General features: G+C 64.4%; 23 protein-coding genes and 2 pseudogenes. 15 read left to right on the top strand and 10 right to left on the bottom strand.

Annotated elements, in window-relative coordinates; all coding sequences use genetic code 11:
• Positions 1 to 809 precede the first annotated feature (809 nt).
• The 3 genes from AC6CID_RS20885 (at position 810) to AC6CID_RS20895 (ending at position 3,979) form a co-directional block, all read left to right on the top strand.
• The gene (locus AC6CID_RS20885) at positions 810 to 2,177 is read left to right on the top strand and encodes a cytochrome P450 (protein ID WP_498354395.1); all 1,368 of its coding nucleotides are present in this window, start codon (positions 810 to 812) and stop codon (positions 2,175 to 2,177) included.
• Positions 2,178 to 2,270: 93 nt separating this feature from the next.
• Entirely contained in the window at positions 2,271 to 3,254 is a 984-nt protein-coding gene (locus tag AC6CID_RS20890) for a GAF domain-containing protein (RefSeq protein ID WP_498354396.1), read from the top strand.
• 365 nt (positions 3,255 to 3,619) lie between these two features.
• Complete coding sequence (locus AC6CID_RS20895) at positions 3,620 to 3,979, top strand: hypothetical protein (RefSeq protein WP_147430452.1); 360 nt, start codon at positions 3,620 to 3,622, stop codon at positions 3,977 to 3,979.
• 319 nt (positions 3,980 to 4,298) lie between these two features.
• Here the strand turns inward: AC6CID_RS20895 and AC6CID_RS20900 are convergent, their stop codons facing one another.
• The 6 genes and pseudogenes from AC6CID_RS20900 to AC6CID_RS20925 form a co-directional block, all read right to left on the bottom strand.
• Entirely contained in the window at positions 4,299 to 4,592 is a 294-nt protein-coding gene (locus AC6CID_RS20900) for a hypothetical protein (RefSeq protein ID WP_147430454.1), read from the bottom strand.
• A gap of 834 nt (positions 4,593 to 5,426) precedes the next feature.
• Positions 5,427 to 6,095: pseudogene (locus AC6CID_RS20905) on the bottom strand (site-specific integrase); the annotation flags it as partial.
• 39 nt (positions 6,096 to 6,134) lie between these two features.
• The gene (locus tag AC6CID_RS20910) at positions 6,135 to 8,243 is read right to left on the bottom strand and encodes a hypothetical protein (protein ID WP_138846017.1); all 2,109 of its coding nucleotides are present in this window, start codon (positions 8,241 to 8,243) and stop codon (positions 6,135 to 6,137) included.
• A complete protein-coding gene (locus tag AC6CID_RS20915) occupies positions 8,240 to 8,566 on the bottom strand; it encodes a helix-turn-helix domain-containing protein (protein WP_138846091.1) in 327 nt (108 codons plus the stop codon). The genes AC6CID_RS20910 and AC6CID_RS20915 overlap by 4 nt, the downstream gene beginning before the upstream one ends.
• The gene (locus tag AC6CID_RS20920; protein ID WP_138846018.1) at positions 8,566 to 9,690 is read right to left on the bottom strand and encodes a tyrosine-type recombinase/integrase; all 1,125 of its coding nucleotides are present in this window, start codon (positions 9,688 to 9,690) and stop codon (positions 8,566 to 8,568) included. Before AC6CID_RS20920 ends, AC6CID_RS20915 begins: the two co-directional genes overlap by 1 nt.
• A gap of 177 nt (positions 9,691 to 9,867) precedes the next feature.
• Positions 9,868 to 10,879, bottom strand: a pseudogene (locus tag AC6CID_RS20925) (site-specific integrase).
• Between AC6CID_RS20925 and AC6CID_RS20930 the strand changes: the two are divergent.
• Complete coding sequence (locus AC6CID_RS20930) at positions 10,806 to 10,985, top strand: hypothetical protein (protein ID WP_498354413.1); 180 nt, start codon at positions 10,806 to 10,808, stop codon at positions 10,983 to 10,985. The pseudogene AC6CID_RS20925 and the gene AC6CID_RS20930 overlap by 74 nt on opposite strands.
• Positions 10,986 to 11,009: 24 nt before the next feature.
• On the opposite strand, the gene AC6CID_RS20935 is transcribed toward AC6CID_RS20930, so the two are convergent.
• From AC6CID_RS20935 to AC6CID_RS20945, 3 genes are all read right to left on the bottom strand, one after another.
• Positions 11,010 to 11,309: a helix-turn-helix domain-containing protein gene (locus tag AC6CID_RS20935; protein WP_498354397.1), complete on the bottom strand. Its 300-nt coding sequence runs from the start codon at positions 11,307 to 11,309 to the stop codon at positions 11,010 to 11,012.
• 531 nt (positions 11,310 to 11,840) lie between these two features.
• Positions 11,841 to 12,122 carry a muconolactone Delta-isomerase gene (catC, locus tag AC6CID_RS20940; RefSeq protein ID WP_498354398.1) on the bottom strand — a complete coding sequence of 94 codons (282 nt, stop codon included), beginning with the start codon at positions 12,120 to 12,122 and terminating at the stop codon, positions 11,841 to 11,843.
• Between the two features lie 30 nt (positions 12,123 to 12,152).
• A complete protein-coding gene (locus tag AC6CID_RS20945) occupies positions 12,153 to 13,280 on the bottom strand; it encodes a muconate/chloromuconate family cycloisomerase (RefSeq protein WP_498354399.1) in 1,128 nt (375 codons plus the stop codon).
• A 415-nt stretch (positions 13,281 to 13,695) separates the two neighbouring features.
• Between AC6CID_RS20945 and AC6CID_RS20950 the strand changes: the two genes are divergently transcribed.
• Entirely contained in the window at positions 13,696 to 14,469 is a 774-nt protein-coding gene (locus AC6CID_RS20950; RefSeq protein ID WP_498354400.1) for an IclR family transcriptional regulator domain-containing protein, read from the top strand.
• 158 nt (positions 14,470 to 14,627) lie between these two features.
• Here AC6CID_RS20950 and AC6CID_RS20955 read toward each other — a convergent pair whose 3' ends face one another.
• Positions 14,628 to 15,530 carry a MurR/RpiR family transcriptional regulator gene (locus tag AC6CID_RS20955; protein ID WP_498354401.1) on the bottom strand — a complete coding sequence of 301 codons (903 nt, stop codon included), beginning with the start codon at positions 15,528 to 15,530 and terminating at the stop codon, positions 14,628 to 14,630.
• Positions 15,531 to 15,692: 162 nt separating this feature from the next.
• On the opposite strand from AC6CID_RS20955, the gene AC6CID_RS20960 reads away from it, so the two are divergent.
• From AC6CID_RS20960 to AC6CID_RS21005, 10 genes are all read left to right on the top strand, one after another.
• Positions 15,693 to 17,030 (top strand): aromatic ring-hydroxylating oxygenase subunit alpha, encoded by a 1,338-nt coding sequence (locus AC6CID_RS20960; protein WP_498354402.1) that lies wholly within the window; start codon positions 15,693 to 15,695, stop codon positions 17,028 to 17,030.
• A complete protein-coding gene (locus tag AC6CID_RS20965) occupies positions 17,030 to 17,629 on the top strand; it encodes an aromatic-ring-hydroxylating dioxygenase subunit beta (protein ID WP_498354403.1) in 600 nt (199 codons plus the stop codon). Before AC6CID_RS20960 ends, AC6CID_RS20965 begins: the two co-directional genes overlap by 1 nt.
• A 370-nt stretch (positions 17,630 to 17,999) precedes the next feature.
• Positions 18,000 to 18,662: a type 1 glutamine amidotransferase gene (locus AC6CID_RS20970; RefSeq protein WP_498354404.1), complete on the top strand. Its 663-nt coding sequence runs from the start codon at positions 18,000 to 18,002 to the stop codon at positions 18,660 to 18,662.
• Between the two features lie 26 nt (positions 18,663 to 18,688).
• Positions 18,689 to 20,179 carry a glutamine synthetase family protein gene (locus AC6CID_RS20975; protein WP_498354405.1) on the top strand — a complete coding sequence of 497 codons (1,491 nt, stop codon included), beginning with the start codon at positions 18,689 to 18,691 and terminating at the stop codon, positions 20,177 to 20,179.
• 27 nt (positions 20,180 to 20,206) lie between these two features.
• Entirely contained in the window at positions 20,207 to 20,527 is a 321-nt protein-coding gene (locus tag AC6CID_RS20980) for a 2Fe-2S iron-sulfur cluster-binding protein (RefSeq protein WP_498354406.1), read from the top strand.
• The gene (locus AC6CID_RS20985) at positions 20,524 to 21,786 is read left to right on the top strand and encodes an NAD(P)/FAD-dependent oxidoreductase (RefSeq protein ID WP_498354407.1); all 1,263 of its coding nucleotides are present in this window, start codon (positions 20,524 to 20,526) and stop codon (positions 21,784 to 21,786) included. Before AC6CID_RS20980 ends, AC6CID_RS20985 begins: the two co-directional genes overlap by 4 nt.
• Positions 21,787 to 21,850: 64 nt before the next feature.
• Complete coding sequence (locus AC6CID_RS20990) at positions 21,851 to 22,567, top strand: type 1 glutamine amidotransferase (RefSeq protein WP_498354408.1); 717 nt, start codon at positions 21,851 to 21,853, stop codon at positions 22,565 to 22,567.
• A 108-nt stretch (positions 22,568 to 22,675) separates the two neighbouring features.
• Positions 22,676 to 23,527, top strand: coding sequence for a catechol 1,2-dioxygenase (gene catA, locus AC6CID_RS20995; RefSeq protein WP_498354409.1), 852 nt, complete (start codon positions 22,676 to 22,678; stop codon positions 23,525 to 23,527).
• Between the two features lie 219 nt (positions 23,528 to 23,746).
• A complete protein-coding gene (locus AC6CID_RS21000) occupies positions 23,747 to 24,505 on the top strand; it encodes a hypothetical protein (RefSeq protein WP_498354410.1) in 759 nt (252 codons plus the stop codon).
• On the top strand, positions 24,502 to 24,765 hold a 264-nt coding region (locus AC6CID_RS21005), incomplete at its 3' end, for a transposase (protein ID WP_498354411.1). The genes AC6CID_RS21000 and AC6CID_RS21005, both read left to right, overlap by 4 nt.

Consider the following 24,765-nt stretch of genomic DNA (forward strand, 5'->3'; position numbering starts at 1 on the left):
CCGGTCTCGTTGTAGACAGACACGATCAGCGCACGGTCGGCGGTGCCGGCCGGGCCACGGGATCTACCCGCCGGCCGGTCGATGGCCCTCAAGATCGCGTAGCACCGCTGCCGGGGCAGCCCGATCGCGGCCGCGGCCTCCTTGACCGGAATCCCGGCATCGATCAGTCGTGCCAGTTGGTTACCGAACCGGTCGCAGTCCTCCGTGAACGACATGATCGTCGCAACCTCTCGTTGAGAGTGTTGCGACGATCATGTGAACCCGCCTTCTGCTCGTGGGGCCTTCGCTGATTTCCATGTCTTACCAGGTCAGCGCCCGGTCCGGTGTCTGCGTGGACCCCGCGCAGCAAACACTGCGACGGTGCCGATCACCTCGACCTCCACATTCTCGAACGCGGCCTCAAGCGCAGCCTGAGAGGTATCCGTGGACCGCTCACCTGTCCGAGCTGGTGCCCGCAGATGAATAGTGTTTCAACACGATCGGCTCTTGTAGGCCGAGAGTGCCAGGGCGGTCCCGCATCCCAGTTCGTTCCGTGAAGAATCAGGAGCGTGTCCCGCCGGTCCGAGGGTTCGGCTGAGTGCTCTCGGGTGTCCACAGAACGGCTCGTTGAACTGGGATGATGACACGTCCCCTCAGCCTATGCGAGCCGATTCGACGTGCCGCGACCCTGAGTCCCACGTCCGGTGAGGGATTCTGCGGATCGGGAGGGGGTACGGCACACTCTGCCCATGACTTCAGTGGGGAGTGCCCGGTCCGGTGAGTCCGCACCGACCGGCGGAGCAGAGTCGAGCGCCGGCGTAGAACCTCGGATGCCTCGACCGTCACGGCGGCTGCCGCTGCTCGGCGACGTGCTGCGTCTCGACCCGAAGCGACCGGTACAGCGCGAAATGCGGTTCGTGGAAGAACTGGGCGACGTCTTCGAGATCAGCATCATCGGCCGCAAGGTGGTCGTGGTCGGCGGCGGCGACGCAGCGGCAGAGGTCTTCGACGAAACCCGCTTCGCCAAGGCCGTGGTGCCCCCGGTGAGCACTCTGCGGGAGCTGGCCGGCGACGGGCTGTTCACCGCGTTCAACAGTGAGCCGGCCTGGGCCCAGGCCCACAACGTGCTGATGCCGGCGTTCAGCCAGGCATCGATGCGCAGCTACCACGACGCAATGGTCGACTGCGTCGACCAGCTGTGCACCTACTGGACGGAATCCGCTGCCCGCGGACCGGTCGACGTCTCCTCCGACATGAACCGGCTCACCTTGGAGGTCATCGGCCGCACAGGCTTCGGGTACAGCTTCGACTCGTTCGCTCCCGGCCGTCATCCGTTCGTCGAGGCGATGAGCCGGGCCATGTCGTACGTCTCGCAGACCGCGAACGATGTTCCTGTCCTCCGGGAGATCCTGGGGTGGAAGGCCATGCGCCAGAACCCGAAGGACATCGCGTTGATGAAAGCCACCGTCGACGAAGTGATCGCCGCGCGGCGCAGCGGCGCGACCCCGCGACAAGACGACCTGTTACAGCGCATGCTCGACAACCCGGACCCCGAAACCGGGGAGATGATGTCGGACCAGAGCATCCGCAACCAGGTTCTGACCTTCCTGATCGCCGGTCACGAGACCACAGCAGGACTGCTGTCGTTCGCCCTGCACTACTTGTCCCTCGATCCCGAGATCGTCGAACGGGCCCGGGAAGAGATCGAACAGGTGCTCGGCACCGAGGGTGCACCGGTGCGTTTCGAGCAGGTCGCCAAGCTCCGGTACGTCCGACGCATCATCGACGAGACCCTGCGCCTGTGGCCGTCCGGCCCGGCCTTCTTCCGCAAGGCACGGCAGGCAACCACTCTGGCCGGATATCCCATCCGCAAGGGCGAAACGATCCTGGTGGTGCTGCTCGCGCTGCACCGCGACCCCACACTGTGGGGCGAGGACCCGGAGCGGTTCGATCCGGATCGGTTCCTTCCCGCAGCAGTGCGAGCGCGGCCTGCACACGCGTACAAGCCGTTCGGCGTCGGTGCACGCGCATGTATCGGTCGCCAGTTCGCCCTCCACGAGGCAGTGCTTGCCTTGGCGCAGATCCTCACGCGCTTCGACATCGTGCCCACCGCGGATTATGAGCTGACGGTCGAAGAGCTGCTGACGATCCGGCCCGAGAACCTGAAATTGGGCATGCGACCCCGCGGGAAGGGATAAGTCAGTACAAATCGTAGAAACGCAGCCCCGTTACACTTCTCCGTTGATCGAGATCAAATTGCAACAGGCGGGGGTCTGATGGGTTCGTGGCATGTGATCGAGACGCTGACCGAAGGCGTAGCGACACTGGTGGCATCGGGGAACGAAGCGAAAGGGATGATCTCTACCAGGCGAAGCATCTCCCCGACGGCGGACATCCTTGTCGAACCGATTATCGAGCATGTACGCCGAACTCGTGAACCGTTCGACCGCGTCCTGCATTCCAAGCGCGCGAACCGCGCGTGGCGGTTCTACGCTTGGCCGATCATCGGCCCCTTCGGGGACGTGCACGGCATCCAGATGTGGGTCGGCGACCCGAAAGAGCCGATCGCAGAACGGCGGCTCACGTCGGGAGTGGTCTGGTCGACCACAGAGTGGCTGATCTATCAGACCTGGGAGTCCGGCGCGATGTCCGGCACCCGTCTCGAAGACTGGGTGCCCACTGCGTTGTCCTCGGACTACATCAATCGCGCGATCCACATGGAAAAGGAACAGGACTTCTTGGAGATCGTCCTGACCCCGAAGCCGGGTATGGCGCTGAGCACGTGGTTCTCGGTTCGGCACGATCACGGCCACGCGATGCAGTGGCAGGTCGTACTGCGGCCGATGACAGACGGAACGGGTGTGCGGGTGCTCTACCACGACTTCTCCGATGCCTATCCGCCGTCGACACCGACGCTCGCCGAGCTGGGGCTGACGGAAGGACTCGATGGCGCCAAGGTGCACGTCGCGCTGTTCGAGGCGCGGCGCGGTTCGATCGCGCTGTGGATCGGCCGCGCCCCGGAATGGGTCGAATGGCAGTACGCGCACCTGACCGGTCCGGTGGTGCACCCGGACGACCTGCCCGCCTTGCAGGACAGTGCGAAGCGAATCAACGCCGGGGAGGTTCCGAGCACCGTGGACCTGGTCCAGTTGCACCGCGGCGACAACGAATGGGTGAAGTGCTCGGTGACGATGCGCCCGTTCCAGCTCAAGGACCGCCCTGCACACGCGGAGCTGACGCTCATCCAGGTTGCCCCCGCGGACGATCAATACTGAGCTCCCATCTGGAGTCACGGAGAGAGCCGGTGATGCCGACGCGGATCGCGTCGGCATCACCGGCTCTCTCCGTGATGCTCGCGGTGCTGCGCAGCAGTAGAGGATAGAAGCGGGCTCGCGTTGTTCATGCACCAGCGAAGTTTGGCTGTACGGCCGGAACGCCGCGGCCACGAATCGCGCACATTCGGTGCAGGGGACGTGTCGTCGCTCCAGTTCAAGCGGTAATTCTGCGCTGCTCCGGTGCGGCAGGGTGCTCGATGAAGGGGGCTGTCCGTCCGGTACGTGCGCGCGCGGACGCCGCGCGCTCGGCCGGTTTGGCGGCAACCCACTTGACACTTTACAAATTAACTTTGTAAAGTAGGGGTATGGAAACAGACCGAAGTCCGCTCAATTCCCCTCACGTGCAAGGCAATGCAGCGGAATCGCAGAACTCATACCCGACCGCATGGTCAGGATGGGGTGACGCCGCGGAGGGTGGCTTCGATCCGGCTTCGCCGGACATCCGAGTGATCCTGGAACAGCTCAACAACGGTCCTGCCGACGGTGGCTATGGGGCCAGTATCTGCTTCGAGCTGAGCGCACACAGGGCGGTCGGCGTCGGCGCCACGATCGACCCCGCGACCGGCTCCTTGATCATCGACGTCGACATGCTGACATTCGACCGCGCGATCGAGCTGCGCATCGACTGCACCACCGTATTTCGCACCGCGGCGCGTACCAGCTGACTTCGTCCCCTGGGTATCTGCCGCCTCCGCGATCGACGAGCAGTGCGGTACTGAACGCAGTCAGACCATCACAGCGCCACCCGCGCCGAGCGCTTCCGTAATCCGAGGTCGAGCCTGAATCCCTCGGTCCCGCTCGCCCGTCTATCTGTGCAGTCTCTGGACCGTACAATCGCCGCTCCCGACGCCACACGCCGGGGCCCTCCCTCCGTAATCACAGCGTCGAGTCCATCTCCGCTGCACACAGATGCTTTGCCAAGGCTCGCGGCGACCGTCTTCCCTCACCGGACACGGTCTGCACATCGCGGCCTTCCCATTCCCATCACCGAAAAGAGCGCCCTTGAACGCTTCGCGTCTCCTCATGTCCCTCGATGGCTCCGAACCCACCCCCAAGGTCGTGCTTTCCTATGGCCTCGGTGAAGACTCCACGGCGATCTTGCTCCGCTGGATTGCAGACCCCACCAGTCGAGACTTCGACCTTCAGGATCTGGCGGTTGTAGTGGCCATGACCGGCTCTGAATGGGACAGCACTCGAATGGCAGTGGAAGAACACATCCTGCCGCAGGTCGCCGCCGCAGGAATTCGTTTCATTCAGGTCGCACGCGGCCAGCGCCATGTCACCACGGCAGGAGACGGCGTCGTCGTCCTCAGTGACTCCCGCACGCCCACCAGGCTCTACATCGAGGGCGGATACTCCCTGTATCAGGAGATGACCGAGGCTGGCACCGTTCCCCAGAGCGGCGGCGCCAGATTATGTTCCGTCCACGCGAAAGGCGATGTCCTCGACCCGGTGATCGCTCGGATCACCCGCAACCGCCCCTATCGGCACGTCATGGGATTCGAGGCAGGCGAGCAGCGTCGCGCGGACAAGGACGCACTCTTCAACACCGACCGACGCACCGGCGAGTACCCGTTGATCGACTGGGGGTGGTCACGCGCCGACGCGATCGACTACACCCGCTCGATCCTCGGCACCAGCGTCGGCAGGAGCGCGTGCACATTCTGTCCGTTCAGCTTTGCCAACAAGAGCAGTCGCGCCGAGAACTTCGCTCGTTATGCCGAAGCACCCGAAGTCGGCGCGAGAACCCTGTTGATGGAACACCTCGCACTCGCGCTCAATCCAGCGCAGGGCCTCGTCGGCGGCCGCCGCCTGATCGAGATGCTCCGCGAGCACCAGCTCGACAACGTCCTGGATGCCGTCGAGGCAATCCTCGAGAGCCACGAGCACGCCATCTACGAGATTCGCCGCATCCTGCAGCCCCGCAAGACCGACCCCACCAAGCTCGGCAACGCCGCCCGCTCGGTCCGCATCCGCGGCCGCGGCCCCCGCGCCGGCATGCACAACATCCTCGGTCGCCTCGCCGCCGACGGAGCCGCACAGAACAAGGTTCGCCCGGACATCGGGGACGATGGAATCTTGCGTGTCTACCAGCACGAACGCGGCCCGGTGTGGATCCGCGACGATCTCGGTGGGATCGGTGAGGTGATGGCGCAGCAGATGGGTGCCGGGATATTGGTCGAGGAACGTCTGGATCTCCGCCCATCGCCGGTAGATCATGACGGCCGGGTGGTCCCCGGCCTCGGAGTCCGGTGCGATCCGGAACCGTTCGCCGGCCCGGGTCGTGACGACGAGAGTGTCGCCGTCGAGGCGAAGGTCGCGGCGGCGCAGCCGGGTGAGGTCGGTGAAGCTCATGCCGGTGGCGACGAGGACCAGCAGCAGGGCGTCGCGGCGGCCGAACAGGCCGCTCGGCCACCCTAAGGTGGGCAGCTCTGTAGCGCGCCGTATCAGTAGCCGTCCGAGCCGGTCGAGACGCGAAGCGCGGGTGGTGTCGAGGTGCCGGCGCACGGTCTCGGTCCGCCCTGGGGCGGGGTAGCCGTGATCGGTGTGCACGGCGTTGATCGCCGAGAGCCGGCGCCGCTGCGTGGCGACCGCGGCGGGGTGTTCGTGCAGGAACAGCGCGAGCGTGTCAGGACTGGCCGGAATCGGTGACCGGTCGGCGGCCGCGCACCAGTCCGTGAACAGCGCCCAGTCGTGGCGGTAGCGGACCGGGATGCGTAGGCCGAGGTCGGCATCGGGAACATCGTTGCGGCGAGTAGCGTCTTGGTCGGTTCTGGTCATGACTGGCGGAGTGACGGTATTCGGTGGATGCGGTATTCGTCATGTCTTCCCGGGGTTGTCATGGGTGTGTCCTGCGGTGTCGGTTCGGATGGCAAGGTAGTGGGTCCAGTCCCGTCGTGTGCGGCCCGCCCATCGGGTGGCGGTGGTGATGTGGATGCCGAGCACATCCGCGGCGATGGGGGCGGGGATCTCCCGGGCCCAGGCAGCTCGGGCTGCGTGTCGAGCGGGCCGGGGGTCGATCCCACAGGTTCGAAGGTTGCGGGCCAGCACTTTCGGTGTGGTGGGCTTGCCGATCCTTCTTCCCTGGAAGAGGAAGCGGGTCGTATCGCCGGGACGCGGGAAGGGGGCACGGCCATCGGCGTCGTCGGCGAGACTGTGCACGAGCGTGGCGAGGGCCGGAGGGAGCGGGACGGTGCCGTTGCCGATGCGGAGGTAGGCATCGGTATCGGTATCGATGATGTCGCTGGTGGTGAGATCGGCGATGCTGGTGATGGTGCGTCCGTAGAGCAGTACCAGCGCGCCGCTCGCTCGCACGTGCAGGGGCAGCGTCTCGTCGTGCAGACAGCGAGCGAGCATTGCCCAGCGGTCGTCGTCGGCGAGGATGTGTGATGGTTCGCCGCTGTGAGGGTTCGGCACGACCAGGTCGGTGCACCGGTGGTGGGTGGTCGCCCAGGTGATGAAGTTGGCCAGGAAGTATCGGTAGCGACTGCCACCGTCGAGCCAGCGATCGAGGTCGGCTTGGGTGGCGGTGGCCAAGGGGGTGTCGTGTTCGTCGAGCCAGGACAGAAAGTCCAGGGCGAGGGAGATCTGGCTGCGGGCGTAGGCGGCGGCACTGTCGGTGACCGGGCGGTTTCGGGCGCGGCGGCGGGCTCGCCGTAGCACGTGCCAATGCGCGAAGGGACGCACCAGTTCACCGTGGTGGGCGGGGTGGCTCTTGAGAATCTCGTCGAGCCACGGTCCGATCCGTTCGATCAGGTCTGTGCGGTCGGGCAGGATCCCGGCGTGGACGAACAAATCGCGCAGCCGGGGTAGCGCTGCGCTGTGGGGGACGCTGTCGAGCAACTGATGGGTGATCGGTTCGTCGTGAGCGCGTAGGGCTATCTGGTGCAGCAGAGCAGCACCGCCGCGCCGGCGGCGCAGCCAATACCGGGTGATCTCGGGGTTGGGCACCGTGCGGAAGACCTCGTCGAGCACGGTGAGTTGAGCGGCGATGCCCCGCTGCGGCTCGGCGATCACAGCGTGCAGGGTGGTGATCAGGGCGTCGTGGCCGGTTTCGTCTCGACGCCGACGGACCCGGCCGGGTGATTCGGTCAGCTCGGGTTCGAGGATGTGGCCGGCGTCCCGGCACGGCAGACACACCGGATGCTGCGCACGCGGATGGGCCGGATACGCGGTGCCGCAGACGGTGCACGACCGCAGGCGTCGGGTCCGGCAGCGGATACAGATATCCGGGCTGGTTGCCGTGGCGCGGCGGTCGATGCGTCGCTGCTCACCACAGGCGCCGCAACGGCGCAGGGGCCGGCGGTAGCAGGACTTGCAGATCGGACCGTCGGCGGTGTGAGCGTAGGTCGAGGCGGTGTGCTCGCAGCGACAACAGCGCCGCTGCGGGGCGCGATAGCAGTTGGGGCACACCGCGGCACCGTCGGCGCGCCGAGTCTGCACCCGCAGCACTCGTCCGCAGGTGCCGCAGGGTTCGCGCCTGCAGGGGATACACGAGCGGCACAAGGGATCACCACGGTCGGTGTGGGTGGCGATCGGGCGATCGTGCCCGCAACGTCCGCAGGGTGCGCGATGGTAGAAGCGGCGGCAGTTGTCGCAGACTCGGCCGCCGTCGACGAGGTGCGGCAACAGCACGAGCCGACCGCAGCGCAGGCAGCCGGGGACGACGACGGTGGTGTGGCCGGCGTCGGCCAGCAGCCCGGCCAGTCGTTGCACCGCGAGGGGCGCGTCCGACGACCCGGAGATCAGCGCGTGCGGATGCTCGGCCAGGTGCGTCTCGAGGCGTCGCAGGGTGTGCGCGACGGTGGCACGCTCGACGAATCGTGTAGCGGCGGTGGGGTCGAGGTCGGGCACCACCGTGCAGAGCCGGGCAGCGGCCCGGTCGAGTACCGTCTGCCGCCGTTCCCGGCGGGCCCGGGCGGCGGTCATGTCGACCTCGGCCGACGGATGGTGGTGCGCCGAACCTGCGGCGGGGCAACTCGTTCGGCCGGGCCGCCGGTCTTGGCGACGGGGGTGTTGACCACATCGATCTCGATCAGATCGTTCGGGGTGCAGGCGAGGATGTCGCACAGGGCGGCGAGGGTGTCCATCGACAGTCGCTGTGGGGGTGCGGTGACCAGCCGGTAGACCTGCTCTCGCGAGAGGTGGATGCCACGCTCGGCCAACAGCGGCACCAGGTCGGTGGTGGCGAACATGTCCTGCTCGGCCATGCGTCGGCGCAGATTCCAGCGGTAGCCCATCTTCTTGATCATCAGCGCTGCTCCCACAGTTCGGTACGGTCCTGCAAGGCGCGCCGGATCAGCCGGCGCCGGTACTCGTCCGAGACCCCCGTGTAGAGCGCCGTCGTCGACGCGTAGCGGTGCCCGACCTGCTCGGAGACAAACCGTTCCGGGTAATCGAACTCGACCAGATGAGTGACGTAGGAATGACGCAGACAGTGCAGATCCAACTCGGTCGGCAACCCGGCCGCCTGCCGAGCCGAGGCGAAGGCCTCGTTGATGCTGCGCATCGACATCCGCCCGGCCCGTTCGTTGACCCACACCGCTGCCAGCGGACCCGGATGCAGCAACGGACGCACCTCGGTGACCCAGTGCTCGAGCACCTCGACGATCCAGTCCATCTCCGGCACCGTGAGCACGGTGCGACGCTTGGGCGGACCGCCCTTCGACGCTTTACCCCAGCGCACGAACCACGCCCCGTAGCGGCCGTACTGCCCCGCGGTGGGACTGTGCCGCCGATCCGCCAGGTCCAGCCCGTACGCCTCCCGGCGGCGCAGGCCGTAGGCGTACACGGTCTTGAGCAACGCCGCGTCCCGCAGCGCCGTCAGCGCCCCCTTGCGACCCCGCTCGCGGATCTGTCCCACCCGGGCGTCGGCGGCATCGAACAATGCTTGGACCTCGTCGTAGGTCAACGGGCGCCGCCCCGGCTGTCCCTCGACGTCGGCGACATGCGCGATGGTGTTGCCTTCATGGAAGATTCGCTGTGGCACCTGCGAGAACCGTTGCTCGCACACCGCAGGCCACCCGTACCGACGATCGGTGACGTACTCGACGAACAACGCGATCGCCATCTCGTAGCTGCGCGCCGTGGACACCACGATCGGTCGCGCCCGCAGTTCCGAACGCAGATGCGTGATGAAATCTTCCCCATCGGCCGGTTCCCACTGCCACGGATACGAATTGGTGAACTCGGCCATTCGCCGCACCACCGCCACCCGCGGACCGATCGTGCCGGACTCGCTCAGAAACCGGGTGCGTTGCTGTCGCTGCCACCCGGCGAGCATCGCCTCGAACACCGCCTGCTGCGGATCCAGGTGCACCACCGCATCGGCCAGCACCAGATGCGCCGCACCGGGCGGATCGACCACCGACTCCATATGTTGCATTGAACACAACATTGTTGAATTGCGTGGCCGAAACGAGGTGTTCTGCCAGGTCACGGCCCACGCAGGCCGGATACTCGACGCACGGGCACGTCCCCTTCGCCGCACGTCGAGCACTTCTCCCCCACTTGCGCAGTGTTGCATCCGATGCAATTCCGCCCGGTTCATCTGTCAGAGTCCGAGGTGGGTGACGGCGTTGCCGATCAGCGGGGCGTGTTCGCGGGCGTAGACCTCGAGCATGCCGGGAGTGGTATGCCCGGTCTGGCGCATGATGGCGTGCGCGGACGCGCCGTTGCGGAAGGCCTGGGTGACGAAACCCGCCCGCAGCGAATGCCCGCCGAGTTGGGCGACCAGCTCGGGGTCGTAGCCGACGCGCTCGGCGCGGCGGCGGATCGCGGCGTGCACCGCCGCCCCCGACAGCGCGGTGGCCGAGAGTTGCCGTTCTTCCGGATCGCTCGCAACAACGGCGCGGCCGGATCAGTGCGGGGGTGGGCGCCGCGGCACACATGCCCCTCGAATGGATCCGCCGTGCGTAGGAGCCGGATCACCGCGGCCCGCCCGCCGGTGTCGAACGCGGCCACCACCTGCGCCCACCGCAGGTATGCGCACGGCGGACAACTCGCATGACCGCTCGTGACGGGCAGGGCCCGGATGGTGCCGTGGCCGTCCTGGTCGGTCTTGGACTTGCGGAGCCGGACGTGCAGGCCGTCGAGCCGGTGCAGGCGGAGGTCCCCGCAGGTCAGGCCGACGAGTTCGCTACGCCGGAACGCGCCGGCGGACCCCAGCAACAGCAGCGCCGAATCACGGCGCTCGAGCACCTCGTCCGCCCAGCCGGCGCAGTCGGCGCGGGCGGTGTCGACGATGGCGACGATGTCGGCGGTCAGCAGTGGGGCTCGCGGGCTGCGGGGGCGGTCCCCGGCGGTGGCGTAGTCGCGGCGGATCCCGGACAGGGTGGCCCGCACCAGATCATCGGTGGTGGGACTGGGGTGCCCGGCCTGCCGGTGGTGGTGGGCGATCGCCGCGACATAGTGCCCCAACGTCGCCGGCGCGTACGTGCGCCGGCCGTCGGGGTGAGGGTGTCGGCGGTCGCGACCAGGTAGGCGGCGACGGTGACCGGGTGCGCCGGCAATGCGGCGTGGCCCTCGGCCGCGCACCACGCGGTGAACCGGCGCCAGGTGCGCACAGCGCGCTGCGCCGCCGGGTTCACCAAGCCGTGGCGTTGCATGATCCGATGGATGGTCGAGACCGCCGGTGGCAGTTCCAGTCCGGCACGGATCAGCCGGGTGTGAACGGTGCGTGCACCCCAGCGCGGGTTATCGGTGCGCATCGCCACGATCCGGGCCTCGGTCTCCGTGGCGGTCTGCGCCGGTGAGGTGCGGGCGTCGGGACCGTGGCTCGAGCGCGGTGACGCCATCGGCGTCGAGCCGGCGGCGATAGTCGTAGAAGGACTGCCGCGAGACGCCGTACCGGCGGCACGTCTCGGTGACGGAGATCCCGTCGCCAGCAGCATCTCCAGCCATCGTTCGTTCACGCTCATCGCTCTCGCACCCTCGGAAGGGTGTCAGGGATCTCCCGCGCACGAACTGTCGGCCATGTGTCCGGGCCTTACACATCCGATCTTGGTTGGGTGGCCTGGATTTCAACCGTCGTTTCTGGCCTGGTTTTCAACCGTCGTCAACATGTTCATGTTCTGTGGTCGGTGGGGCCTTGATTCGGGTGTGTCGAGATGCAGCGCAGATTGGCGAATTGCGACGCGCAGGAAGAGCGTGTCGGCGGTTCGGGTGTGGGGTCGGAACTTGTCAAGGTGATTGAGTCCAGCGGGTGTTACGCGGCGCCGTGAGTCTTCGGCGCTTCGGTGGCTGGTTCCGTATCTCGCTCTGCAGGCGGGGTTGCTGTGAACCCCTGGACTGAACTCACCCTGACACGCAGGGACTCGACAGCGAACAGACTGGAGGTGATAGCAGCGGTGAGGGCGACATCCTCGGCCGCGAGTGCTGTTCTTTCGCCACGTGCAGTAGGTCGGCACCACCGCCGAGGAGCACGGCGTCCGCTCTCCGACGTGTGCGACCGGGCCAACGCCGGCACCGATCTCCTCCCCGCTCGTGGCCATCGACGACGCCACGATCGTCCTGGCGCATGCACTCCTAGCGGATCGAGCTGCCGTGCCCGGTCAGTGGCGTCACCTCGATCGTCATGAATGGGAAGAGCGGCAGGTTCCACAGGATCTCGTGGAGTTCGTCGGGCGAGTCGACATCGAAGATGCTGATGTTGCTGTATTGACCCACGATTCGCCACAGATGCGCCCACTTGCCCTGGCGCTGCAGCTCCTGTGAATATGCCCGCTCGCGCGTGATCGTCTCCTCGCGCACCGCGGGATCCAGATCGCGGGGAATGTCGACGTCCATCCGCACATGGAAGAGTGCCATGAAATTCTCCTCGGTTCTGCGTGCGTGGGATCAGTCGCGGGCGAGGTGCCCGACGACGTCCATGTCCAGTTCGACGCCGAGCCCGGGCCCTGGCGGCAGGTGGACCTGCCCCTCGGAGTAGTCGAGCGGGGTCTGTAAAAGTTCGACGGCGAACAGTTGGGGGCCGAACAGTTCGGTTCCGAAGTTGATGCCCGGTTCGGCGCACGCGAAGTGGATCGAGGCGGCGGTGCCGATGGGGCCCTCGATGGACGTGGCGCCATGGCAACGGAGGCCCGCGGCCTTCGCGACCGCAACCACTTCCTTGCTACGTTGCAGCCCACCGCATTTCGTCGTCTTGAGGGCGATGACATCGGCGGCCCCGATCCGGGCGATCTCAAGTGCGTCGTGCGGCGTGTGCACCGACTCGTCGGCCATCACGGGTGCGGCGACGAGTCGGTTGAGCTCGGCGAGCACCTCGATCTGCTCGGCGGGGGTGGGCTGCTCGACGAGTTCGACACCGCCATCGACGAGCTCGGGCACGAAACGCAACGCGGTGAACCGATCCCACCGCGCGTTGACGTCGATGCTCACACCCGCCTTTCCACCCAGCGACTGCGCGATCGAGACAACCCGATCGGTGTCGACGGCCGGGTCGAGCGCACCCATCTTCAGCTTGAAGGAGAAGTTCAGGCGCGCCTCCATCCTGTGCGCGACCTCCTCGAGGATCTCCCCGACCGGGGCGGCACCGAGGGCCCAGCGGACGTCGACACCGGTCCGGAACGCGCCACCGAGCAGCGTGTGCACACCGACACCGAGGTGCCTGGCGTACGCGTCGTGCAGTGCGACGTCGACGGCAGCCTTCGCGAACCGCGCGTTCGCGACGATCTTCTCGAGATCCACCATGATGCCGGTGATTTCGTCGACCCCACGGCCGATGATGTACGGCGCGATGTAGCGGTCGACGATCGCCTTCATCGTCTCGACGGATTCACCGCCCCACCAGGGCCCGCCGGGGACCACTCCCTCGCCGTGGCCGATGACGCCGCTGGCGGTAGTGATAGCGACTAGCAGGATCGGCTGTTTCTCGGCAATGGTTGTGGCGAACTTGTGCGGACGCACCAGTGGCACGTCGATGATGGTCGTCTCGATGGAAATGATAGCGAGATCGGGGTCGGGCATCGAACAGCTCTCAATCGGATCGGGAAGCGCGGAATACCAGGGGAACAATGGCGTTCGCTTCGGCTCAGGCCTCGGGGTCCAGAACGAAGTTGTAGCTCACGTACGTGGTCAAGAATCGCGGCGGCTCGCTCCTTGGACGTGTCTGCCGGCATGCGCTCGGACCTGAACTTGTGGCCGCGGCATTACCCGGCCCGTGCGTGGTCATGTTTTCGGCACTGCTCGTGGATCCTCCTCGTCGAGGCTCGGACAGTGACGGTCGAGAAAGTTGTGATGACGGTGACTGCAGAGCAACGCGCTGTACGCTATGCGTACAGGTGGATCGCATTGCGTACGCCCAATACTGTGCGTCGAGCCACAGCTGTTGTCAACACCCGACCTCGAGGTCTTTAACCAACCCGCCGCCAGGGGAGCCGCCATGCCGAACCAAGACCGGAATTTCATCCAGAGCATCGAACGGGGCTTCGCCGTGCTGCTCGCATTCGACGAGCAGCACCCGGCACCGTCGCTAGCCGAACTCGCCACCAAGACCGGCCTGTCCCGCCCGGCGGTGCGCCGCATCCTGCTCACACTGCAGAAACTCGGCTACGTCACCGCATCCGGAACCCAGTGGTCGCTCACCCCCCGCGTGCTCAGCATCGGCCAGCACTACTCCGCGTCGCACGCCCTCGTCGAGTACGCGATGCCGCGCCTCGTGCAACTGTCCGAGCGCACAGGCGAATCCGCCTCGCTCGGTGTACTCGACGGGCCCGACGTGGTGTACGCAGCCCGCGTGCCCGTGCGCCGGATCATGAACATCAACGTCTCGGTCGGCACCCGCGTGCCGGCATACGCAACCTCGATGGGGCGTGCACTGCTCGCCTGGACGCCGGACGAGACCGTCGACCGAGTGATCGCCACAACCCGATTCGAAAACAAGCTGGCGCCGGCCACCGTCAGCACGCCCGACCAATTGCGCGCCGAACTGACCAGAGTGCGCGACCAGGGCTACGCGCTGACCGCCGCCGAGCTCGAGGAAGGCCTGATCTCGCTGGCTGCCCCCGTGCGCGACGCATCGGGAACCGTCGTCGCGGTCACCGCGTGCTCCACCTCCTCCGGGCGCCACACCCCCGAACAGTTTCGCGACGCGGCCACGCGGCACGTCGTCGACGCCGCGGACGCGCTCAGTGCCGACCTCGGCCACCGCAGGTGAACCGATCTGAGAGCATTAGGGCGCAATGTCGGAGGGCGCGTACCCGTACTTGCGTCGATAACCCGCCACGAACCGTCCGGCATGGGTAACACCCCGGCGCAACGCGATGTCGGTCACCGACCTGACCGACGGATCCCCCGTTACGAGGGCTGAATGGCTCAGCTCTTATTCAAGATTGAGTTCCGGTCGCGTTCCTCGGCGAGATGTAGCTCTTCGAACTGTGCTAAACGGTCGCGGGCAGGGTCTCCCAGCTTCTTGGCAACGAGGGAGATCAGTAGTTCTGTGAGCATGAAGCCATGGGCTAGGGAATCGAAGGGGCCGGGACCCGCGTGGCTTGTCGTCAGAACCGAGTGGGCATGGGAGGCGAGGGGGGAGAGGTAGTTGTCGGTCATCAGAATGAGTTGCGCGCCCCGTTCGGCGGCGGCCATGCCCCACTCGATCGTCGTGCGTTGGTATCTCCGGTAGTCGAAAAGCATCGCGGTGGTGTGTTCGCCCACATCGATCATTGACGCCATGTACTCGGCAGAGGTGGGCGCCACGAACACGACGTCGGGCCGCAACATCCGCAGATACTGATGAAGTTGCGCCGCTAGCACAACGGTAAACCGACCGCCTACGACCATTACCTTGCGCTCAGGGTCAGCGAGGGCCGTGACGGCATTGGCGAGGTCGTCAGCCGACATACTGTTGATCGTGGCGTGAACTCCGTCGACGTACCAGCTTGCTGCGGTGACCAGTTCCGACTCGTTGACCGACTCGTTCTCATCCTCACCAGCGGGCGGATACACAGTCACGGGTGAGAACAGCCGCATCTGCACTTCTTCGCGCAGAGCATCTTGGAAGTCTGTATAGCCTCGAAATCCGAGCTTGTGGACTAACCGCAAGGCGGTCGGCGCGCTGACTCCCGCCTGGGCAGCGAGTTGGGCCACCGGTACGAGGCCTGCAGTGGGGTATGAGCTGTTGAGTGTAGCCACCACTTTGAGTTCCCCATGCGCAAGTGTGTGACGAACCTGTCGAATCCTTTTGGCGACAGTGCCGTTGATGATGTCAGCGTCAGTCATGGCCATCAGTCTAGGGTGTGGCCCGCGTTCCTTCCCCGGGGTGCCCTTGCCCCTCCTCCGGTACCTCTGCGTGAACGTTTCCAGTTGTGACGTTCGATACGTTACGTTATGATAGTGTCCCGTAACACGGGATACGAGCACCTAGACTGAAGAGGACGTTTCATGACTTTGCAGGACAGTGCGAACAGTCACATCCCAGAGGCTGGCGCCGCTACCACAACGGCCGGCGACCGCTGGTCGGATCTCATCCAGATCGATCGCATCCACCGCACCCTCTACACCGATCCCGCGGTGTTCGACGAGGAGATGGTGAAGGTATTCGGCGGACAATCTTGGGTTTACCTGGCACACGAATCGCAAGTTCCAGAACCTAATTCATTTCTCTCCGTGCGTATGGGGTTGCGCCCGGTGATCGTCACCCGCGATAGGTCGGGTGAGTTGCACGCAGTGTTCAACCGCTGTGCCCACCGGGCGGCCACGGTATGCCGCGAAGAATCCGGCACGGCGAAGAGCTTCCAATGCCCGTACCACGGTTGGACTTTCCGAAATACGGGAGAGCTGGTCGGTGTCCCCTGGGCACAGGGGTACGCGGACCTCGACAAGTCGAAGTTCGGGCTCACCGTGGTTACTCGTGTGGAGAGTTACCGGGGATTCGTCTTCGGCACGATGAACGCCTCGGCGCCCAGTGTGGAGGATTGGCTTGGCCATGCGAAACCCTGGCTGGACTACTGGATCGATCGTTCGCCCACTAGTGAGGTATTCGTTCGGTCCGGCGCCTATCGCATGGGCTACCGGGGTAACTGGAAACTCGCATTCGACAACGCCGGCGATGGCTACCATCCATCGTTCTCACACAGGTCGCTACTCGAGATGGCCTCGCGGATGGGCGACGCCAAGGACATGTCGTACTTCGGCAAGACCCCCGACGATGGTCCGATGAGGGTCTATTCCCTGGGTAATGGACACAGCGTCGTCGACCAGCGCCCTGTCTACGAGGGTCCCGGTAGTTTCTGGAACAACCAGAGGCCCCAGCCCGGGCGTGAGAAGTTCGAGGAGTCCATTCGAGCTCAGCATGGGGATGACGCTGACCGCCTGCTCGATCTCGCCATCGGTGCTCAGATCAACCTGAGCATCTTCCCGAACTTGTTGGTGATCGGAAATCAAATCCAGGTTATTGAGCCGATGTCCGTCGACCGTACCCAGTTGACGTGGCATGCCACCACCATCGGAGGTGTTCCGGAGTCGGTCAACACGATGCGAATGCGTACTCAGGAGGACTTTCCGGCCTTCGGTGAACCTGACGATCAGGCCAATTTCGAGGAGGCGCAGCGAGGGCTTGCCGCCCCGGAAGCGGAATGGATCTACATGAATCGAGGACTCGGCGTTGCCGATTGGCAGTCTCTCGATGAAGAAGGGGTCATCGTCACCGCCGTCACCGATGAGCTCCACATACGCAGCTACTACGAAGAGTGGCAGCTCCGGATGCGAGGACAGAACTGATGGAAACCAAGAATCTCCCTGAAATGTATGGCGATACATCGGCGTTCTCGTACCACGTCGATTCCGACTGGTACGACGAGTTGGATCGCTACCGAGAGATGCTCGTGGACGACTGGCCTGCGGCACCGCTCGAGGACTGGTACGCAGCGCAGTCGTTCCTGACCAGGGAAGCAAGTCTCATCGACAATGGTCGATTCAACGATTGGCTTGACCTCTTCACCGGTGACTGTCTCTACTGGGTCCCGGTCAACCCAGGTGGGGGAGATCCGCGCACCGAGGTGAGTCATGCTTTCGACGATCACCGACGACTCACGGATCGTGTGTACTGGCTGCGCACTGGCCTGGCCTACAGTCAGCTGCCGGCCTCGCGTACGCGGCGTCTGATCACCGGTATCGAGACCACCGACATCGATGACGAAATCCGAATGATTCGGTCCAACTTTGTTATTCATGAATTCCGCGCCGGCGTGGCGAAGACGTATTCGGGTTGGTATGGACATGTCCTCCGCCGGGCATGCGATGGATGGCGGATCCGGGTCAAATCGATCAATCTCATCGATTCCGAGCAGTACCACGAGAATCTGACGCTGGTGTTCTGAAAATGGGATCCACATCTTCGGACAACCGTGATCCCGCACCTGGGCTCGACTCCGCCGAGCAAACGAAGGAGATCCTCGCGCTCCGCCGAGACCTCGCGCTAGCACACGCTCGTCTGAGGAAGTTCGAGCACGACCTTGCGGCCACGCGACCTCTCATCAAAGCCGTTCGTGACCTCAAAGTTTGGGACTACACCCCCTACACGGTCAACCCCGGACCCGATTGGGTGGCCGTCGACCGCGCTGCTGCCGAGGAACTACTCGCGACGTTGGCTCGCATCGATCATTGGGTGCCCTGGCGTACCAGACTCGAGCCGAGGTCCCCACTATGAGTCGAACGCTAACTGTTATCGCCCACGTCGATGATCCATCGATGGGAATCCTCGAAAGCTCCGCCCAGTCTGCCGACTGGAGGATCCATGTTGTTCGACCGTTCCGCGGAGAGACTTTACCGGAACCCGGGAACCTCGAGGCGCTGACGGTACTGGGGGGACCGCAAAGCGCGTACGACACCGCACGCAACCCCTACCTGAAGACCGAGATCAACTACCTCGCCGACGCGCATCGCCGGGCAGTCCCGACCCTCGCCATCTGCCTCGGCTCGCAACTGCTGGCCGAAGCTCTCGGCGGGCGGGCGATGCCCGGCGAATCCGGTCTCGAATGCGGGTTCATCGACGTCACCTCGTCTGTAGCCGAGTTGCCGCTACAGGGGCGGTACTTCTCGTTCCACTCTGACACTGCGCTGCCACCTGCCCACGCCGAACTCCTGGCTGAGAGCAGCTGCTACTTGCAGAGTTGGCGGATCGGGGGCTCGCTGGCCGTTCAGTTCCACCCAGAATTGGACACTGCAGGCATCGAGGCATTGCTGGCCATCGAAGGCGACAAGCTCGCCCAATTCAGCGTAGATGTCGGGGCGATTCGCAACGAAATTGCTACGGCCTTGACTTCACCCAGTCCGGGGGAACTTCTCCTCGATGCTTGGTTCGCCGCATTACCCGGCGTCGGCACCGAGCGCCTCCTCGACTCTTCCCTCTGAAACCTCACCAGTTACCAGGAGACATCATGTCCACAGCGAAGTTCGTAGGAAAGCACGGCATCTACGGCGCGGCGGAAGAGCAAGCTGCCGAACAGGCGATCGCGACCATAAATCGCGAAGGGATCGAAGTCGTGCGTCTGGCCTGGCCTGACCAGCACGGACTGCTGCGCGGTAAGTCCCTGACGGTCCCTGCCTTCATCTCGGCTCTCGAGTCCGGCAACGCCATCACGATGGCTCCGTTCTTCTACGATACCGCCAACGCTATCGTTCTCGATCCGTTCACTGCGGACGGCGGATTCGCGATCGACGGTCTCGGTGGAAGTCCCAACGTCATCATGGTGCCCGACCCCGCGACTTTCACGGTTCTGCCGTGGGCCGACAAGACGGCACTTGTCTTTTGCGATCTCTACCTGGCCGACGGGCGACCTTTCCCGCTGGCACCCCGAACTATCCTCAAGAACGCCCTGGAAAAGATGGCCGATTCCGGCTTCAATCTCGTCACTGGCATCGAGATGGAGTGGTATCTCACCAAGGTCGTCGACGACGGGCTCGGCACCGCATCGCTCGGTGCCCCCGGATCTCCCGCAGACCCACCGACGGTCGCCCCAGTGGGGCGCGGCTACAACCACCTGCTTCTGGACCACCTCGATGAGGTGGACGACATGATCCGCCCCATCCGAACTGCGCTCGCCGCTATGGGGTTGCCCATCCGGTCGTTCGACGACGAGTGGGCGCCGAGTCAATTCGAAACGACCTTCGACATTCTCGAGGGCATTGCTGCTGCGGATTCCGCTGCACTGTTCCGTACGGCAACCAAGCAGATCGCAAAACGCAACGGCCACATTGCCTCGTTCATGTGTACTCCTGCGATTGAGGGGTTCTATGCCAGCGGTTGGCATCTGCACACCTCGGTTGTGGACGCCGGAACCGGGGAGAACCTGATGGTCCCGCGCAATGACGCCCCGCTTTCAGAGCTTGGCTGCCATTACGTCGGGGGCACCCTGGCACACGGTATCGCAGCGTCGGTGTTTACGACCCCCACGATCAACGGATACCGGCGCCGCCGCCCGTACTCACTCGCCCCCGATCGCGTGACCTGGGGTAAGGACAACCGAGCGGCGATGATGCGGGTAATCGGAGGCACCGGCGACCCGGCCTCGCACGTGGAGAACAGAGTCGGCGATTCCGCGGCGAATCCCTACCTGTACATGGCAGCACAGGCTGCAGCCGGCCTCGACGGGATCGTGAACCGCACCGACCCGGGATCGCTCAGTGAAGACCCTTACAGTGCGGACGTGCCGCAGTTGCCGTCCACTCTCGCCGACGCAATCGATGCGCTTGACCAGGATGCTTTCTTCCGCAAGGAGTTCGGTGACGACTTCATTGACTACATGGTGACGATCAAGCGCAGTGAGGCCAGCCGGTACGAGAAGTGGCTCGCCGACAACCCCGATGAATCCACCTACGTCAACGGCGTCACCGAATGGGAGCATCGCGAGTACTTCGAGCTCTTCTGATTCGGTCGAAAGAGAAAGGAGGTTTCGATGCCCAGAATCACGTTCATCAGTCCCGACGGAACCAAACACGACGTCGATGCCAAGGTTGGCGCATCCGCAATGGAGACCGCTGTGAAGCTTGGCGTGCCCGGCATAGTCGGTGAGTGCGGTGGGGGTTTGTCCTGCGCAACCTGCCACGTATTCGTCGAGCCCAGTCAGATTGAAATCACCGGCACTGCTGGAGACTTCGAGGAAGAAATGCTGGAGGACGCCGTCACTCCGGCCACGCAGTGCAGCCGTCTGTCCTGTCAGATCCGCATGACTGAGGAACTCGACGGACTCGTTCTGACGATAGCGGCGGAGCAATGAAGGGCCGCATCCTGATCGCTGGAGGCGGCGAAGCAGGTCTGAGTATCGCGACAACATTGCGCGACTTAGGTTACGAAGGTGACGTATGTATGGTCGCGGCCGAGGCCGCGCCGCCTTATCAACGACCTCCGCTGTCGAAAGAGTTCCTCTGCGAGGACAATGAGCCGAAAGCCGTACATCTGCGCGCACCAGAGTTCTTCACCGATCGTCGCATCGAACTATTGCTCGGTCGGACGGTAGAAGCAGCCACGTTGAACGACTCGGGTGGGCTGGCGGTGCTGGACGACGAAACCGAGATCGCCTTCGACCGCCTGGCCCTAGCGACCGGATCGGCACCGCTCACGCTGCCGCTTCCGGGTGCGGATCTGCCCGGCGTGGTCTACTTGCGCACGTTCGTCGACGCTAACCGATTACGTGCCGAGCTCGATCACGCACGGAACGTCGTCATCGTCGGAGGCGGATTCATCGGATTGGAAGTGGCCGCGACTGCACGAAGTCGTGGACTCGACGTCACCGTCATTCAGGCCGGCGCCCGCCTCATGTCCAGGGTCGTCGCCGAACCAGTGTCGTCGTTCATCCACGACCACCACGTCGCTCAAGGTATCCAGATCACCTTGGACGCTGTCGTGACTGGATTCGGTGGACAAAACGGCCGTGTGGGCGCAGTGGAGTTGCAGAGCGGCGAGTCTGTGCCGGCGGACCTTGTTGTTATCGGCGTCGGTGCGCGACCCGTCACCGGACTTGCCGAGAAGCTAGGCCTTGCCTGCGAAAACGGAATCATCGTCGATGCCAATACGCGGACCAGCCATCCAGCGGTAGTAGCAGCAGGAGACTGCACCGTACAGCCCCACCCGCATGGTCTGGACCGGCTGATTTCGATCGAATCGGTCAACAACGCGACGGAGCAGGGGCGGACCGCGGCATACACATTGCTGGGTCTGCCCCCGCACCCACGCGGTGTGCCGTGGTTCTGGTCCAATCAGGGCGCATTGAAGATTCAGATCGCCGGCTTGTCCGACGGGTACGACGACATCGTCGTACGGAGAGACGGCACCGAAAGGCTGACCGTTCTCTATTACCGAATGGGTGACCTTATCGCCGCCGACTCGGTCAATAATCCACGTGACCATATGGCGGTCAAACGCGCCCTCACAGAGGGCAAGACGATCGAACCGTCAAACGCCGCAGATCCCGGCGTTCCGCTGAAATCCTTGGTCACTCATCGAACGGAAGTGAAGCATGCTCACGGAATTGCGTGACTTACACTCTCCGGTCACCACAGGAATCGGACCTGACCAATGTTCCACGGCGGGAAAGTATTTGATGAGTGGCCGTGTATTGGCAATCGTGCATGGCATCGAAGAGGAGTATCGGCGTGATGCACTCGGCACGCTGCTCCCCGCTTTGCAGCGTCGAGGATTCGATGTGGTTGTCAGGTGCATGGACGATGACACCTCCGACCTTCCTCATCCCTCGGAACTCTCCATGATCCTGGTGATGGGGTCCCACGACTCGGTATACGACGAGTCTCTGGAATGGGTAGACCGGGAACGCCGCTACTTGAGGACTGCGATCGACTCCGAAATCCCGATCTTCGGTGTCTGCTTCGGGGCGCAGATCCTCGCCTGTCTGGTCGGCGGATCGGTAGCGCTCAGCAAATACCCCGAACACGGTCTCACGACAGTGCAGACCACCGATCCCGACTTTGTCGGGGCCGGGCCGTGGCTGGAGTTCCACCATGACACGATCACCGTCCCGGACGACGTGCGGGTGATCGCGAAAAACAACGCCGGCGTGCAGGCCTTCACATATGGACCGCATCTCGGGGTGCAGTTCCATCCGGAGGCCAGCCCCGAGTGGCTAACGGCGTGGTCTTCCAGCGTTCCTGATCTCGAACTCTACCTGGGCAGTCACGGTGTGGAGCTCGAAAAGTTCGCGCGTGACATCGCGATGAATTCAGCTACCGCGGCGCGTGACTGCGATCTGCTATTGGACCGGTTCCTGGCCAATGCCGGTATCTCTCATTCGCAGCCGGTATGAATTACGCAGTGCAACACAAGTTGGTGCGAAATGAAGGCTAATGCTCCTCGTCGTCTCGTATCGCACCGTCCTCACTCTTCCGATAAGTCCAGTCCCTGAAGGAGAGCAATGACCACCATGGAAAACCCCACTGCCCACGGGTCCGGCAACGCCGCCACTGACAAGTTCAAGTCCGAGCGGGTTTCGTCCGAGACCTCGGTCGAGCGTGCGGCAGCGATCTACAAGGACGTGCTCGAGTCTCTCGGCGCTGTCGTTCACAGGCACCAAGTCACCTACGACGAGTACCGCGTGCTCAAGCAGTGGATGATCGACATCGGCGAGTACGGCGAATGGCCGCTGTGGCTCGACGTGTTCCTCGAGCACGAGATCGAGAAGGCACACTACGACCGCAAGGGCTTCACTGGCACCAAGGGTTCCATCGAGGGCCCCTACTACGTGCCGAACGCACCGAAGCTGCCGTCGACGTGCACGATGCCGATGCGTGAAAAGGACCGGGTCGCTCCGCCGCTGATCTTCAAAGGCCAGGTCACCGACCTCGACGGCAACGGTCTGCCCGATGCCACCGTCGAACTCTGGCACGCGGACGAGGACGGTTACTACTCGCAGTTCGCCCCCGGTATCCCCGAGTGGAACCTGCGCGGCACTATCGAGGTCGACGAGAACGGCAACTTCGAGATCACCACGCTCAAGCCGGCCCCGTACAAGATCCCTGCCGACGGTCCGACCGGCTGGTTCATCAGCTCCTACGGCGGACACCCCTGGCGTCCGGCCCACCTGCACCTCATGGTGAAGGCTCCCGGCAAGCGCGCCATCACCACCCAGCTGTACTTCAAGGGCGGCGAGTGGGTCGAGGACGACGTCGCCACGGCCGTCAAGCCCGAGCTCATCCTGGATCCGCAGCCCAACGCCGACGGCATCGACGAAGTGATCTACAACTTCGTGCTCGATCTCGAAGCCTGATCCGCCTCGGTTGAGTCGTACGGTGAATGCCGGTGTCCCGCAGCGGGCACCGGCATTCACGCTGAATTCGACCCTGGTATGCCGCGGAGAAGCCAGCGCCATCGATGTAGTGGTCCATGGGGTTGGTGACGCGGTAGGGGCACGTCGTAGAGACGGGCGCAAGTCTCGATCGGCAGGATGAGAAGTGCGACCAACACATCCGAGCCGAAAGAGACTCGCGTGTCCCACCGTATTGCCCCGCTCACTCCTGCCGGAAGGTTGCGCTTCGTCCACCGCTGCGAGCACCGCTCGATCGCGCACGTCGCCGCCGAGGCCGGCATTTCCGCCAGTGCCCTGCACCTGCCGCAGACCGGCGGGGTCGAAGACCTGGTCGCCCAGCACTGGGAGGTGCTCGGCAGACTGGATCGAAGTGTGCTGCCGCACATCATCGCAGGTATGGACGCGCTGCGGGCGTTGCGGGACGTGCCGGCCGACGACCTGTGGGCGGTGATTGAGAAACACCGCACCTCCGGAACCGACACCGCCGACGAGACCACCGATCTTCTCGACGCCGAATGGGCGTTGCGGTCCCGTCCGACCACCGACAAACAGGACGAGGACTTCCGCGCCGTCCCCAACACCGATGTCCCCGCCGTCTACGGCAGTCTCCTCGACCAGGTCGTGCGGGTGACCCGGCTCCGGGAAGTGCAGGCTCTCGTCGGTTTCACCCGACTGAGCGCACCCGAACGGCGTAATCTGCAGCCCCGCAACCTTGTCCGGCTGCGCAGCGGCCCCGCAGAGTGGGTGCCGGTCGTCGAGAAACGCGGCGAAGGCGTTTTTCTCAAGTTCGACGAGGACCGCGTCCGCCGCACGCGCACATACATCGCCTACCAGGGTCGGGTCGGGAAAGTTGCGGAGAACCTCCTCGATCGCGATTTCACCGCTGATGCCCCGAACCACAAGCTGATGCCCCGAACCGCAAGTGGGTCACCGATGTGACCGAGTTCCGGGTCGGTGACCGGAAGCTGTATCTGTCGCCGATCATGGATCTGTTCGACCGCCAGATCATCGCGTACTCGCTCGGGTCGTCACCGAGTCTGGAGCTGACCAATAACTCCCTGCGGATGGCACTGGCGACCGTCGACGACGGGCAGAAACTGCTCGTGCACTCCGACCAGGGATTCCAGTATCAGCACTGGTCCTGGCGGGGACTGCTCACCGATTCTGGTGCGACGCAATCGATGTCCCGCAAAGCGAAC

It is taken from the genome of Rhodococcus sp. GQ147, from assembly GCF_059759155.1.